The sequence below is a fragment of the Marinobacter sp. genome, from assembly GCF_046484525.1.
Classification (GTDB): domain Bacteria; phylum Pseudomonadota; class Gammaproteobacteria; order Pseudomonadales; family Oleiphilaceae; genus Marinobacter.
The window spans coordinates 1-14,599 of the sequence record NZ_JAWOIS010000004.1; the positions used below are offsets into that span (position 1 = coordinate 1).

Annotated in this window: 13 protein-coding genes; 8 read left to right on the forward strand and 5 right to left on the reverse strand. The window is 60.1% G+C overall.

Annotated elements, in window-relative coordinates; all coding sequences use genetic code 11:
• Window positions 1-241: 241 nt before the first annotated feature.
• From R6W86_RS00730 to R6W86_RS00755, 6 genes are all read left to right on the forward strand, one after another.
• A complete protein-coding gene (locus R6W86_RS00730) occupies window positions 242-559 on the forward strand; it encodes an antibiotic biosynthesis monooxygenase family protein (RefSeq protein WP_410327482.1) in 318 nt (105 codons plus the stop codon).
• A 110-nt stretch (window positions 560-669) separates the two neighbouring features.
• The gene (locus R6W86_RS00735) at window positions 670-1,353 is read left to right on the forward strand and encodes a hypothetical protein (RefSeq protein WP_410327483.1); all 684 of its coding nucleotides are present in this window, start codon (window positions 670-672) and stop codon (window positions 1,351-1,353) included.
• A gap of 448 nt (window positions 1,354-1,801) precedes the next feature.
• On the forward strand, window positions 1,802-2,725 hold the full coding sequence (locus R6W86_RS00740; RefSeq protein ID WP_410327484.1) for an ABC transporter substrate-binding protein: 924 nt from the start codon (window positions 1,802-1,804) through the stop codon (window positions 2,723-2,725).
• 3 nt (window positions 2,726-2,728) lie between these two features.
• Complete coding sequence (locus tag R6W86_RS00745; protein ID WP_410327485.1) at window positions 2,729-3,910, forward strand: ABC transporter permease; 1,182 nt, start codon at window positions 2,729-2,731, stop codon at window positions 3,908-3,910.
• Window positions 3,911-3,931: 21 nt separating this feature from the next.
• On the forward strand, window positions 3,932-4,879 hold the full coding sequence (locus R6W86_RS00750; protein WP_410327486.1) for an ABC transporter ATP-binding protein: 948 nt from the start codon (window positions 3,932-3,934) through the stop codon (window positions 4,877-4,879).
• On the forward strand, window positions 4,879-5,622 hold the full coding sequence (locus R6W86_RS00755) for an ABC transporter permease (RefSeq protein ID WP_410327487.1): 744 nt from the start codon (window positions 4,879-4,881) through the stop codon (window positions 5,620-5,622). The genes R6W86_RS00750 and R6W86_RS00755 overlap by 1 nt, the downstream gene beginning before the upstream one ends.
• Window positions 5,623-5,652: 30 nt before the next feature.
• Here the strand turns inward: R6W86_RS00755 and R6W86_RS00760 are convergent, their stop codons facing one another.
• The gene (locus tag R6W86_RS00760) at window positions 5,653-6,024 is read right to left on the reverse strand and encodes a VOC family protein (RefSeq protein ID WP_410327488.1); all 372 of its coding nucleotides are present in this window, start codon (window positions 6,022-6,024) and stop codon (window positions 5,653-5,655) included.
• A 59-nt stretch (window positions 6,025-6,083) separates the two neighbouring features.
• Complete coding sequence (locus tag R6W86_RS00765) at window positions 6,084-8,834, reverse strand: cation-transporting P-type ATPase (RefSeq protein WP_410327489.1); 2,751 nt, start codon at window positions 8,832-8,834, stop codon at window positions 6,084-6,086.
• A 211-nt stretch (window positions 8,835-9,045) separates the two neighbouring features.
• Between R6W86_RS00765 and R6W86_RS00770 the strand changes: the two genes are divergently transcribed.
• Entirely contained in the window at window positions 9,046-11,238 is a 2,193-nt protein-coding gene (locus R6W86_RS00770) for an OsmC domain/YcaO domain-containing protein (protein WP_410327490.1), read from the forward strand.
• Window positions 11,239-11,278: 40 nt separating this feature from the next.
• On the opposite strand, the gene R6W86_RS00775 is transcribed toward R6W86_RS00770, so the two are convergent.
• The 3 genes from R6W86_RS00775 to R6W86_RS00785 form a co-directional block, all read right to left on the reverse strand.
• Entirely contained in the window at window positions 11,279-11,638 is a 360-nt protein-coding gene (locus R6W86_RS00775) for a YciI family protein (RefSeq protein WP_410327491.1), read from the reverse strand.
• Between the two features lie 77 nt (window positions 11,639-11,715).
• A complete protein-coding gene (locus R6W86_RS00780; RefSeq protein WP_410327492.1) occupies window positions 11,716-12,948 on the reverse strand; it encodes an RNA polymerase sigma factor in 1,233 nt (410 codons plus the stop codon).
• A 43-nt stretch (window positions 12,949-12,991) separates the two neighbouring features.
• Window positions 12,992-13,900, reverse strand: coding sequence for a LysR family transcriptional regulator (locus R6W86_RS00785; protein WP_410327493.1), 909 nt, complete (start codon window positions 13,898-13,900; stop codon window positions 12,992-12,994).
• Between the two features lie 162 nt (window positions 13,901-14,062).
• Between R6W86_RS00785 and R6W86_RS00790 the strand changes: the two genes are divergently transcribed.
• Entirely contained in the window at window positions 14,063-14,542 is a 480-nt protein-coding gene (locus R6W86_RS00790; RefSeq protein ID WP_410327494.1) for a DoxX family protein, read from the forward strand.
• Window positions 14,543-14,599: the final 57 nt, after the last annotated feature.

The following is a 14,599-nucleotide window of genomic DNA, read 5'->3' on the forward strand; positions in this document are numbered from 1 at the left end:
GGTACGCCGTCTGGTTCCAGGGTAGATGCCCGGGCTCCCCCGGCCCGACGCAATGGGGGAAAGGGGGCAGTGTGTCCAGGCAACAGAAATTGATCAATTATCAGGCAATGATGGCCGCATCTGCGTGGTCATGGCGGAAAACCGCCCAGTCTGCGAGACTTGCTGAGTAGCTATGAGAAATCCGGGCTAACACTCGTAAGCTCGCGCCAAATAATTGGGCGTTTAATGTTTAGAGGAATCTATGTCAGAGATAGTCAAAACCCCTGAGCCACCCTATTACGCAGTCATTTTCAGCAGTCACCGCACCGCAGGGGACAATGGTTACGCGGAAATGGCTGATCGCATGGTGGAGTTAGCAGCGGCCCAGCCCGGATTTCTTGGCATGGAATCCGTAAGGGAAGATTTAGGTATCACGGTGTCGTACTGGGAAAGCCGGGAGTCTATTGCGAACTGGAAGAAGAATGCTGAGCATCGGGAAGCTCAACGACTCGGCCATCAAAAATGGTACTCAGATTTTCGGGTACGGGTGGCAAAGGTGGAGCGCGAGTATGGTGTTTAACCAGTCATTCAGGTTCGTTCCCGGCCTGGCGGTCGTCCACCGGACGTCGTAGTCGGGCAGCGCCTAATATTGGTGTTAGGCGGAACAGAACGATGAATAGGACATTAGCCGTGTCATTGGGACTGTTGGTGCTCACCCTGGGAGCCAACAACCGCGCGTGGACTCAAAGCAGCGGCCTTGAGATCCTGTTGCCCGGGAGTGAATATCACCAGAGTGACCTTCCCGAGAATTCTGCGGGGCTGTGGTTTGTTCTGCACCGGCCAGACGGGGAGACGGTGCTGGAGGCGTCGAACGTGGTGGTGAGGCCGTTCCACACATGTGGGGACGAACGCCCTGAAGAGCAGCGTGGTCGCGCGGTGACTGTGTCCGCCATCAGCGATCCCGTTTTGCTCATTCGTGGGCACCCTGAACTGAGGCCAGGGCCGGTGCGGACCGAGTTTCAGGATGACGGCGTATCGGGAGAGGCGAAACGAGTCGAAGCAACATGGGGCGACGAAAAACTCATCCTGCGCCATATCGTAGACCAGGCAATTGACGATCAGCCGGGTAGGCATCTAATCGAACTCACGCTTGGAGACCTGCAGTTCCCGCTGCATGCAGACGCATGGCACGGAGACGGTCATTGGCGCGTGCGATGGATTGGTGATCTGAACCGCGACGGGTGGCCCGACCTGCTGCTCGATGCCTCGTACAAGTACAGTGTGTACACCACCCGGCTGTACCTGTCTTCGCCCGGAGCTGATGGTGGGCTGGAAATCACGGAAGTGGCGACGTTCACGCATACTGCATGCTGAATTCATTCGCCACTGGGGGATGTGCGTCGAAGGCAACGCCGTGTCATATGAACTGGCTGAACATGGCGTTGAGGCCGTTATCCAGCGAAATCCGGGAAACCGAGGCGCCGTAGATCTCAACGCCGAGGGGTTCCAGTCGTTTGAGCGTCAGCCCTGCCTCTTCGATCAGGGAGACCCGCTCAGGGTCCAGCGGGGGGTATGGTCGGCGCCATGCTGCGGGTGGTGTCTTCCGATCTCTGGTCCATCGTCCTGACTCCCTTTTCTGGTTAATTCATAGACAGGCTGACTCAGTGAGTTTTGTGAACAACTGTCTTCGGGGTGACGAAAGACCAATTCCGCCTTGCCTTCGTATCTGCGTGCCATAGACTGATAGTGGCTGGCCGCAAATTGTTCATTCGGAATGTTGCGGCAGCCCATAAATCCAAACTGAGCCAAACGACCAAGAGGAATGGCCGTGTCCCCTTTTTCCCGCTTTCGCCGCGTAGCGGCCCTGACCGCCATGCTGATCACCGGGCCCGCGATGGCCGCCGACCCGGTGGTGGTGTCATCAAAGATCGATACCGAAGGCGCCGTGCTGGGCCAGATGGTGCTGCAGTCCCTGGAAGAGGCTGGCATCCCGGTGGAAAATCGCCTGCAGCTGGGAGGAACGAGTATCGTGCGCAATGCCATCAAGGCCGGCGAAATCGATGTCTACCCGGAATACACCGGTAATGCGGCGTTCTTCCACGACCAGGCCGATCGCGATATCTGGAAGGACGCGGACAAGGCCTACGAGCAGGCTGCCCGTCTTGATCAGGAAGCGTATAACATCATCTGGCTGAAACCCGCGGAGGCCAACAATACCTGGGCCATGAGTGTGCGCGGGGACCTGGCGCGGGAGAAAGGTCTGAAGACCCTTGAGGACCTGGCCCGGTACATCAATGACGGCGGTGCCTTCAAGTTTGCCGCCAGTGCCGAGTTCGTGGAATCGGCCAGCGCCCTGCCTGCGTTCCAGGAGGCGTATGGCTTCAAGCTGGCGTCGGACCAGTTGCTGGTCCTTTCTGGCGGTAACACCGCCGCGACCCTCCGGGCAGCAGCCCTGAACAACAATGACGTCAACGGCGCCATGACCTATGGTACCGATGGCGGTCTGGATGCGCTGGATCTGAAGGTGATGGAGGATACCCTTGGCGTTCAACCGGTGTACCAGCCGGCACCCATCGTGCGCGCCGAGGTGTTGGAAACCTATCCGGAGATCCGTGACGTCCTGGTCCCCATCTTCGAATCCCTGGATCTGGAAACCCTGCAGCGTCTGAACGGCCAGGTTGCGGTGAACGGGGTGCCCGCCCAGACGGTGGCGCGGGAGTATCTGGATTCCCTGACCCGGGACTGAAGTTTGTCGGTTAGCAGCTCCGATCCCGGTCAACTGTCGCCAAACCGTGTCATTCCCGTGCTGGGTTTGCTGGCCCTGGCGCTGGTCTGGCTTCTGGACGTTGGCACCATTCAGCCCAACCGTATCGTGCCCGGTACCGGCTATGGCCTGGTCTCAGCGGTTGGCTGGGGCGGCGCGGCACTGGTCACGTTGATGTTGGCCGGTTCCATTCTGCTCGCCTTCCTGAAGTTACGGGGCCGCTACCTGATCCTTCTTGCCCTGGTTGGCCTCTCGCTGGCACTGTTGCCGTTGCTGTTGGATGTGTTTGCAGGCCGGCACCTGCCGGAAGATTCCCCCTATGCCCGCTCGTCCATTGGAGCGGGTTTCTGGTGTCTGCTGTTCCTGCTCTCCCTGATGTTGATCGAGACCCTGGGGCAGCTTGGGAGCCGGCGAGGGCCGCAGCTCCTGCTGGTGGTCGTGGTCGGAGGCAGCTGGCTGATGCTCCTGCAGAGTGACGGCCTGGAAAGTCTGTCTCTGGTGCGGGAATTCAACGCGCGGCCAGCCAAGTTCGAGCAGGCGTTCTGGACCCACCTGGCGCTGGCATTCGGAGCGGTTGCGATCAGTGCCGTTCTGGCATTTGGTCTGGCGCTGAAAATGATGCGCAGCCCCGGCTGGCAGCGGCCCATATTCGGCTTTGTGAGTTTTCTCCAGACCATCCCCAGTCTGGCAGTGTTCGGTTTGCTGATCGCACCGCTCAGCGCTCTGGTGGCGGCGTTCCCGGCGTTGGAGACGCTGGGCATCCGGGGGATCGGCTGGGCGCCGGCATTGCTGGCCCTGGTCGCCTACAGCCTGCTGCCGATGGTTCGAAACACCTTTGTGGCACTTACGGAGGTGCCCGAAAACCTGGCCGATGCCGGCCGGGGCATGGGCATGAATGAGCGGCAACTGTTTTTCAGGCTCAAGTTACCGCTGGCGCTGCCGGTCATCATCGAGGGTGTGCGTATCACCACGATTCAGGCCATCGGCCTGACGGCGGTGGCAGCACTGATCGGTGCCGGCGGCTTCGGCAGTTTTATTTTCCAGGGGCTCGGTCAGGCGGCGATGGATCTGGTGTTGCTCGGTGCCTTACCCACCATCGCGCTTGCCCTGCTGGCCGATGCTGTCTTCACAATACTTGCTGCCAGCCTGAAGCCGGCCCCGGCCTGACAGGAAAAAGGATTTGTCCGGATGATCGAACTGAAAAATGTCACCCGGCGCTTCGGTAATACCGTCGCGGTGGATAACATCAACCTGACCATTGAGACCGGTGAGGTCTGCGTGCTGGTGGGCAGTTCCGGCTGTGGCAAGTCCACCACGCTCCGGATGATCAACCGCTTGTTGCCCCACAGTGAGGGCGAAATCCTGGTGGATGGTGAAGACATCACTACCATGAATCCGGAGCAGTTGCGGCTGAACATGGGGTACGTGATCCAGGGCACTGGGCTGTTTCCCCACTGGACGGTGGCCCGCAACATCGCCATGGTGCCCCAGTTACTGAAATGGCCCCGGGAGCGGATCGACGCGCGGGTCCATGAGCTGATGACCCTGCTCGATCTTGATCCGGCCAGCCACGCCAACAAATACCCCCAGCAACTGTCCGGCGGTCAGGCGCAGCGGGTAGGGGTGGCCCGGGCGCTGGCGGCGGACCCGAATATCCTGTTGATGGATGAACCCTTCGGTGCGCTGGATGCCATCACCCGGGACAACCTCCAGCTGGAAATGCTGCGCATCCAGAAGCAGGTCCGTAAAACCACCGTTTTCGTGACCCACGACATCGACGAGGCGCTGAAGTTGGCCACCCGCATTGCCGTGATGGACCAGGGGCGGATCATCCAGCATGACACGCCCGAGAATATCCTTCGGTGGCCCGCGTCTGAGTTCGTGGAGGACCTGGTCGGCAAACAGGATCGGGGTCTGAAACTGATGAGCCTGCGTCCGGTGCGGGAGCTGATGCAGCCCCATTCCGAGCCAAAACGCCCCGAACCCGGAGCAGAGGGCCTCAAGGAGGAGGACAACCTGCGTTTGGCGCTGTCGGTCATGCTCTGGCGGGACGCGCAGCAGATGGCGGTCTTCAATGCCCGGGGGGAGGAGACCGGTGTGATCACCCGTGAACGCATAATTCGGGAAGGCGCCTGATGCGTATCTGGCTGTCGCCCGTCCTGCTGGCTGTTCTCCTGTGCGGATTGAGTGCCGGCATGCCCGTACTTGAGCCGTTGTTTCACTGGGTGCAGCCGGACAAACAGCAGGTGATCTATGAGCGGGAGAGCTTTCTGTTTCTCCTGCAGAATCATTTGCTACTGGTTCTGGTATCCGCGGCGGTTGGCACCTTGGTCGCCGTGGCCGGGGGCATCTTCGCCACCCGGCCGTCGGGGCGCGATTTCCTGCCGCTGGTCAGTCAGGTGGCTTCCATCGGGCAGACCTTCCCGCCGGTCGCCGTCCTGGCCTTGGCGGTGCCGGTCCTCGGTTTCGGGGAAGCGCCGATACTGGTCGCCCTGATGCTCTATGGTCTGTTGCCGATCCTGCGCAACACCCTGGCGGGCCTGGAAGGTATCAGCCCTGCCGTGAAGGAGGCGGCCAGGGGGATGGGTATGTCGCCACTGCAGGTGCTGGTGCGGGCCGAACTGCCTTTGGCGGGCCGGGTGATCCTTGCCGGCATCCGCACCTCCGTCACCATCAACATCGCCACCGCAGCCATCGGCTCCACCATCGGTGCCCGTACACTGGGCGATCCGGTCATCGCCGGGCTGGTCAACGGCAATACGGCGTATGTGCTGCAGGGGGCGATCCTGATTGGTCTGTTGGCGCTGACAACCGACAGTCTGTTCGAGGCGCTGGAACGAACCTGGGACCGTCGGTTTTCACCACAAGTGGCGGTTTGATACGCGCCTGTTGAATGGCTTTTCGCCGGCTCAGCCGAAGTAGAAAAACGCGAGCTTGTTGCCGTCCGGGTCTTTTACATAGGCTCCATAGAACTGGTTCGGGATGCGCTGTCCGGGTTCTCCGTCACAGGTGGCGCCCAGTTCGATGGCTTTTTTGTAGTGGGCATCAACAGCTTCCTTGGAGCCGGGGTGGATGGCCAGCATGTTGCCGTTGCCCGGGTGGTTGGGTTCGCCGTTGAAGGGTGTGCACACCGCCAGTGTGGGTTCGCGCATGCTTTTGCCGATGAACGCGATGCGGTCCATGTCCAGCAGTACCTTGGCGCCCAGATCGCCCAGCAGTTCACTGTAGAAGGCCTTTGCCCGTTCCATGTCACTGACACCGATGGTGACGTAGCCGATCATCCTCGTTTCTCCTGTTTGGTTGGTTCAATTGTGTAAGTATGAAATTCAGGGCGGATAGTTTAGTCCCTCCGTGACCTGACGTCCCGTCGGCTCCATCGCCCTATCAGCCATTTTTCCAGCTCCAGCACCATCAGCAGGCCCAGTCCGACGGCCAGGATGACAAACCACATGGCAGCGGGGATGGGCCGGGTATCAAAGAAGGTTTCCATGAACGGTGCGTAAGTGAAAACCAGTTGCAGCATTAGCACCACGCCGACCGCTATCAGTACCTTGCCGGAACCGAACAGCCCGGTGAACCCCAGGGAAGTGCTGCGAAGTCGGCGCACGCTGAACAGATAGAAAATTTCCATGATGACCAGGGTGTTGACCGCATAGGTGCGCGATTCCTCCAGCGTGTAGCCGTGGTACTGGGTCCAGCTGAAGATACCGAAAATGCCGGCGGCGAACAGCGTGGAGACTAGCAGTATGCGCCACACCAGAAAGGAGGTGAGCATCGATTCTTTAGCGGGTCGGGGTGGGCGTTTCATGATGTCGTTCTCACTGACTTCGAAAGCCAGTGCCATGGCCAGCGCCACCGAACTGACCATGTTGACCCAGAGAATCTGGAGCGGGGCGATTGGCAGCGTCAGTCCTGCCAGGATCGCCAGGATGATGCTCACGGATTCGCCACCATTAACAGGCAGCAGAAAGGCAATGGCTTTTTTCAGGTTGTCGTAAACGGTGCGTCCTTCACGCACGGCATCGACGATGGACGCGAAATTGTCATCGCTGATGACCATCTCCGCGGCCTCCTTGGCGGCCTCGGTTCCCTTGTGACCCATGGCAATGCCGACATCGGCCCGCTTGAGGGCGGGGGCATCGTTGACGCCATCGCCGGTCATGGCAACGATGGCCCCCTGTTGCTGAAGCAGGGTCACAATCCGCAGTTTGTGTTCGGGACTGACGCGTGCGTAGACGTCCACCTCACTCAGCCGTTTCTGAAGCTCGGCATCATCCATTCTCTCCAACTCGTGCCCGGTGACGGCCTCGGCGGTGTTCTGAAGCTTGAGTTGGGCAGCGATCGCACGTGCCGTCGATGAGTGATCACCGGTGATCATTTTTACCCGGATTCCGGCTGCCTGGCACTCGCCCACGGCACTGATAGCCTCTTCCCGGGGTGGGTCGATCAGTCCATAGAGGCCCAGCAGTGCAAGGCCGTTCTCCACGTCATCAAACGTGAGCTCTGACTGGTCATTCGGAGCCGGCTTCGTGGCCACAGCCAGTACCCGCTGCCCCCGGGCGGCCATCTGTTCGATCTGTTCATGCCAGTATTCGCGATCCATTGGCTGATTGTGATCAGCGCCCACCACCTCCTTGCACATTTCCACGACCCGTTCCGGGGCCCCCTTGAGGAAGAGAAAGGCCCGCCCCTCGTGGCTGTGATGCAGTGTTGCCATGAACTTGTGCTCTGACTCAAAGGGAATGAGATCCGCGCGCGGGTATTGTTTGGTCTCATGCTCCGGGTTCATCCCGGCTTTCATGGCGGCCACCAGAAGTGCCCCCTCCATTGGGTCACCATGTACTTCCCAGCCGTTATTGTCCTCGCGTTTCTGCAGCGAGGAATCGTTACACAGCAGTGCCGCCAGCAGCGTCTGTCGCAGCAGATCGTTCGAAGTCGGTTCGGAAGCCTGGCCATCACGCTCAAAGGTGCCGTGCGGGTCGTACCCCGTGCCCGTCACGGTATAGCTGTCAGCGACCGTCACAACACTTCGCACCGTCATCTCGTTCCGGGTCAGGGTGCCGGTCTTGTCGGAGCCGATAACGCTGACCGAGCCGAGTGTTTCGACCACCGGCAGTCTTCTGATGATGGCCTTGCGTGTTGCCATGCGCTGCACGCCGATGGCCAGGGTTACGGTGAGGATGGCCGGAAGGCCTTCAGGTATGGCGGCTACTGCCAGCCCCACCACGATCATGAACATCTCCACTGCTGTGTGATCGCGTAGCGTGATTCCGGCTACAAAGACCAGCGTGGCGATCAGCAGGACGGCAGCGGTGATCCACCGGGCCAACCGGTCCATCTGTTGCAACAGGGGCGTGGTGAGGGACTCCACTCGGGACACCATGGTGCTGATGCGCCCGATTTCTGTATCGACCCCGGTAGCCACAACAATGCCGGCGCCTTGCCCCTGGGTAACCAGTGTGCCGGAATAGGCCATGTTCCGCCGGTCTCCCAGATCCGCATCCGGCCGGATCGGATCGAGCGATTTCGACACCGCCACCGACTCCCCGGTCAGCGCCGCTTCCTGCACCTGCAGGCCCTTCACCTTCAGCAACCGAAGATCCGCCGGCACTTTGTCGCCGGACTGCAGGGTCACCAGGTCTCCGGGCACCAGTTGCTCGGCCGGCACCGACATCCGGCGCCCTCCGCGCACTACCATCGCTTTCGCCGAGAGCAGCTGGCGGATAGCGCGCAGGGCATCCTCGGCCTTGCCTTCCTGAATAAAGCCGATCGTGGCGTTCACCAGTACGACTGTCAGGATGACAGCCGTATCAACCCAGTGATGCAGTGCGGCCGCAATCGCTGCTGCTACCACCAATACATAGATCAGAAGGTTTCTGAAATGGGAAAAGAAGCGAACCAGCACACCGCGCGGCCGGACTTCCGGCAGTGCATTCGGCCCATATTCCGCCAGTCGCTGTCTGGACTCCTCCTCTGACAACCCTTCGCCGTCGGTGGCGAACTGAGACAGCAGTTCATCCCTTGCCAGTGCGTGCCAGGAAGGTTGTGGGGACGGGTCGTTGCCTTGTTTCCGGGCTTTGTTTCTTGCCATGGGCTGTTCCTTTTCCCGCGCTCAACTGGAGCCATCCAACAGAGTTAAACACAAGTTTCCCCTTCAGGCATGACGAGGGTCAGTAAGCAGTACCTTTCCCCGTCGATTAGGGGTTTGTACCAAGCTTCGAGACGAACCTCCTCAAAAACTGGATAATGTCGGGTTTCAGCCTGACGGCTCGCCGAAATTCTCCAAGCCTGGTGCTCCCGCTATGGAAATCAAAGTCAATTTTCTCGAAAACCTCCGCCTTGAAGCCAAGTTTGATGACTTTACCGTCGTTACTGATCAGCCCATCCGATACAAGGGCGATGGCTCGGCGCCGAGTCCTTTCGACTACTTCCTGGCATCCTCAGCCCTGTGTGCGGCCTATTTCGTCCGGGTGTATTGCCTGGCGCGCAATATCCCCACGGACAACATCCGGCTATCCCAGAACAACATCGTGGATCCGGAGAACCGTTACAACCAGATCTTCAAGATCCAGGTTGAGCTGCCGGAGGATCTGCCCGAGAAAGACCGGCAGGGGATTCTGCGTTCGATTGACCGCTGCACCGTAAAGAAGGTGGTACAGACCGGTCCGACCTTCGAGATCGAGACGGTGGAGAATCTGGACGAGGACGCCCAGGCGCTGCTGATGGTGGAGCCGGACAGCGAGCACCACACTTTCATTGAGGGCAAGGACGCACCGCTGGAGCAGACCATCGCCAGGATGACCGGCATCCTGCGGGAGCTGGGCATGAAGATCGAGATCGCCTCCTGGCGCAATATCGTGCCCCACGTGTGGTCGCTGCACATTCGCGACGCAGCCTCACCCATGTGCTTTACCAACGGCAAGGGTGCCACCAAGGAGAGCGCCCTGTGTTCGGCGCTCGGTGAGTTCATCGAGCGGCTGAACTGCAACTTCTTCTACAATGACCAGTTCTTCGGCGAGGACATTGCCAACGCCGGGTTTGTGCATTATCCGGACGAGAAGTGGTTCCAGCTGGGACCGGAGGACGAACTGCCAGAAGGCATCCTGGACGACCACTGCCTGGCCATCTACAACCCGGAAGGCGAGCTGGGCGGTTCCAACCTGATCGACACCAACTCCGGCCGGGTGGATCGCGGCATCTGTGCGTTGCCTTATGTACGCCAGTCCGACGGTGAGGTGGTGTATTTCCCCTCGAACCTGGTGGAAAACCTGTTCCTGAGCAACGGCATGAGTGCCGGTAACACCCTCGCCGAGGCCAAGGTGCAGTGCCTGTCCGAGATTTTCGAGCGGGCCGTGAAGAAACAGATCATCGAGCAAGAGATTGCTCTGCCGGATGTACCCCGGCAGGTGCTGGAGCGCTATCCCGAAATTGTCGAAGCCATTGAGGCACTGGAAGCCCAGGGCTTCCCGGTGCTGGTGAAGGATGCCTCCCTGGGCGGCCGGTTCCCGGTGATGTGTGTGACCCTGATGAACCCGAAAACCGGCGGCGTATTCGCCTCCTTCGGGGCCCATCCGAGCTTCCACGTGGCCCTGGAGCGCAGCCTGACCGAGCTGATGCAGGGTCGCAGTTTCGAGGGTCTGAACGATGTGCCACCGCCGACCTTCAACAGCCTGGCCGTGGCTGAACCGAACAATTACGTGGAGCACTTCATCGATTCCACCGGTGTGGTGTCCTGGCGCTTCTTCAGTGCGAAGTCCGACTACCCGTTCAGTGACTGGAACTTCTCCGGCACCAACGAGGAGGAGGCCGATCTGCTCTTCGGAATCCTCGCGGACCTGGGCAAAGAGGTATACGTGGCCGTGCACGAAGACCTTGGGGCTCCGACGTGCCGCATCCTGGTGCCGGGCTACTCCGAGGTCTATCCGGTGGAGGATCTGATCTGGGACAACACCAACATGGCCCTGGACTACCGGGAGGATATCCTCAACCTGCACGCCCTGAGCGACGAGCAGCTGGCGGACCTGGCGGAGCGGCTGGAAGCCAGCCAACTCGACAACTACATGACCATCATCACCCTGATCGGTGTCGAGTTTGACGAGAACACCGTGTGGGGGCAGCTGACCATCCTCGAGCTGAAGCTGCTGATCTGCCTGGCCCTGGGCTGGCATGAGGAAGCGCTGGAATTTGTCGAGATGTTCCTGCAGTTCAACGACAACACCGTCGAACGTGGCCTGTTCCACCAGGCCATGCAAGCGGTGCTGGAAGTGACCCTCGACGAGGAACTGGAGCTGGACGACTACATCGTCAACTTCCGCCGCATGTTCGGTGACGAGACCATCGATGCGGTGGTCGGTTCTGTCGAGGGCACCGTGCGCTTCCACGGCCTGACGCCGACCAACATGCAGCTCGAGGGTCTGGAGAAGCACCTGCGCCTGGTCGAGAGCTACAAGAAGCTGCACGCGGCTCGGGCGCGAGCGTCGGGAATCAAGGTCTGATGCACAGGCAGGTCAGCCCTTGGGGCTGACTTTCACCGCCTCAATCTTTTGGGGGCAGTTCCCTGGCCGGCCGCACTTCGATACTGCCGAAGCGGGCGGGTGGAATCCGGCTTGCCAGTTGAATCGCCTCGTTCAGATCCCTGGCTTCCAGCAGATAGAACCCCGCCAGTTGTTCCTTGGTTTCCGCGAAGGGTCCATCGGTGATCAGCACCTCCTCATTCCGGACCCGAACGGTGGTTGCGGTATCCACCGGTTGCAGGGGCTGGCCGGTCACATAATTGCCCTGGGCTGACAGCCGCTCCACGCCGGCCACGCATTCCTGGTTGAGGTCATGCCATTCCTGATCGGTCATCGCATTGATGATGCGTTCCTGGTAGTAAACCAGGGCAACGTATTTCATGATCTCTCCTTCGTTGGTGGGTTTTTACCAGTGAGTCGCCTGGCATCAACCGAAATCGACAGAGTGAGGAAATTTTTTCAGGAACCGGACTTCATCGCTGCCAACCTGCGTTGAAGGAAGCGTTGCTCAGGGCCCTGGCTGGTCAGCTCTATGGCGCGTTTGTAAGCCGTTGCCGCGGCTCTTTGGTCACCGGCGCGGCGATAGAGATCGGCCCGCGCGGCATGAAACAGGTGGTAATTGAGGATCTCTTTTTCGTTGATCAGGGCATCAAGCAGCCGAAGTCCATCTGCCGGCGTGTCACGCATGGCAACGGCGACTGCCCGGTTGAGTGCAATTATCGGTGAGGGCTGCTGGCGGTAAAGAGCATCATAAAGCCGGACAATTCTTGCCCAGTCGGTGGCGTCTGCCTGAAGCGCTTGGGCATGCACGGCAGCGATGGAGGCTTGCAGGGTATATGGGCCGGTGGGGGAAGCGGCAAGGGCGAGTTCCAGCCACTCAAACCCCTGACGGATGTCGTGCTGGTCCCAGCAGGTACGGTCCTGATCCTCGAGGGTCAGCAGCTCTCCCTCGGCGTTCTGGCGAGCGAGACGTCGGGAATGGTGCAGTCGCATCAGCGCGAGAAGTCCGAACACCTCTCCCTGTGGCAGCATGTGTCCAAGTTCCTCGGCAAGCCGGATCGCTTCATTGGCGAGACTGATGTCCACAACCGCGTCTCCGTCGCTTCGGGAGTAGCCTTCGTTGAACACCAGGTACACAACCCGCAGCACATCCGGCAAACGCTGCGGAAGTTCTTTTTCGCCCGGAATCTCATAGGGGATCCCCGCTTCCCGGATCTTTTTCTTGGCGCGCACGATGCGTTGGGCCAGGGTGGCCGGTTTTTGCAGCAGGGCGCTGGCTACCTGCTCGGTGGTCAGTCCGCACATCTCCCGAAGCGTTAGGGCTACCCGGGCATCCATTGAAAGGCTGGGGTGGCAGCAGGTGAACAGCAGCCGGAGCTGATCGTCAGCGATGGTATGTTTATCGGGCTCAGGGGCAATGTCCTCTTCATTTGTCAGAAGATGAGAATACTGCCGGGCGGTCTGCTTGCGCCGGATCTGGTCGATGCCCCTGCGATGGGCCGCACGAATCAGCCAGGCTGTCGGGTTGTCGGGGGTGCCTTCCTCCGGCCATTGGCGGATAGCGGCGGTGAAGGCCTCCTGCATGGCCTCCTCGGCCAGCGCGAAATCGCCGAGCAGGCGGATGAGGGTTGCGAGCACCCGTCGGGACTGTTGCTGGTAGAGTTGCCCAAGTGCGAGGGAGTCGTTTGCCATTGGTTTCTGTCCGAATTGTGCACACCAGTGCAGTCACTTTAGTTCACTCGAACCGGTCCCAATAGGGTGGCTCGCCGAAGTAGCCCTCAAGAAAGTCAACAAAGCTGCGCACCTTGCTGGCCAGCAGCTGCCGGTGCGCGTATACCGCGTATAAAGCCATCGGCTCCGGTTCGTGATCGGGGAGGATGGCCCGCAGTTTGCCCTCCCGGATTGCGGAGCCTGCGATGAAGGTGGGCTGAACCGCGATTCCGGCCCCGGCAATGGCGGCCTCCACCAGCACATCGCCATTATTGCTGACCATGTCGCCCGCCGAATGGTCCCCCGCACCCTGAAGCCACCGGTGAACCTGTCCGGTGGCATCCTGATCCATGTAGCTGTAGCGCAGGTACCGGTGATTCCGGAGGTCCTCCGGGCACCGGGGTGTGCCGTGCTGTTCCAGGTAATCAGGCGAAGCGCACACCACCAGACGCACCGGTGCGATTCGCTTGGCGATCAGTGACGAGCTTTTCAGGTGGCCGATTCTCAGCGCGATATCGAACCCCTCCTCGACGATGTCGACCTTGCGGTCGTTCAATTGCAGGTCGATGTCGACGGCGGGGTGGGCCTTCTGGAACTCGGTCAACAGAGGGGCCATGTGGCGGATGGCAAAGGACACGGGGGCACTGATGCGTAACAGGCCGCGAGCTTCGCTCTGCAAATCGCCCAGCTGGTTCTCCAGGTCGTCAATCTCGGTGAGCACCTGTTCAGCGCGCTGGTGGTAACGGGTGCCGGCCTCGGTCAGGTGAAGTTTGCGGGTGGTGCGGTTGAGTAGGCGTATGCCCAGGTGCTGTTCAAGCTGGGAAACGTATTTGCTAACCAGCTGTGGTGACATCTCCAGCCGGTCTGCGGCGCGGGTAAAAGTGCCTTCGTTCACCACCGTGACAAAGGCACGCATGGCGTCGATACGATCCATTGGTTTGTCCTGCCTTGTTGTGATCGCACATTATCAACATACGGTTGATAATAAGACAACGTTGTCCACCTTAGTCTTTGGTTCCGGCGATAGTAAAGTAGCCCCATCTTCTGGAGCGGCGCTTCAGAGCCAATCAACAGCGAAAGATTCGAGGTGACCCTTATGAACACTCAATTTGCACAGGCGCTTTTCGGTTCCACCGGGGGTTTTGTCGCACTGGTCCTGCGGGTACCGGTCGGGCTCATCCTGGCGGCCCATGGTGCGCAGAAACTGTTTGCCTGGTTTGGCGGCTACGGCCTGGAAGGCACCGGTCAGTGGATGGCCAGCATCGGCCTGGAGCCGGGCTACCTGATGGCGCTGATGGCCGGTAGTGCCGAGTTCTTTGGTGGCCTCGCGCTGGCCTTGGGCTTGCTGACCCGTCCGGCAGCACTGGTCAACGCCATTGCCATGCTGGTGGCAGTCTTCGCGGTTCACATCGGTAACGGCCTGTTCATGTCCAACAACGGCTATGAGTATGCCCTGACCCTGTTCGTGGTCAGTGTGGCCCTGGCCATTCAGGGTGGTGGACGATTCGCCCTGGATAATGTGCTGCTCCAACGCCTGAGCACTCGCGCTGCATTCAGCAAGCCCGCGGCGGCATAATCGAATCGACACAAAGAACCAAAGGCGCTCCCTGATATGCCCGGGGAGCGTTTTTTC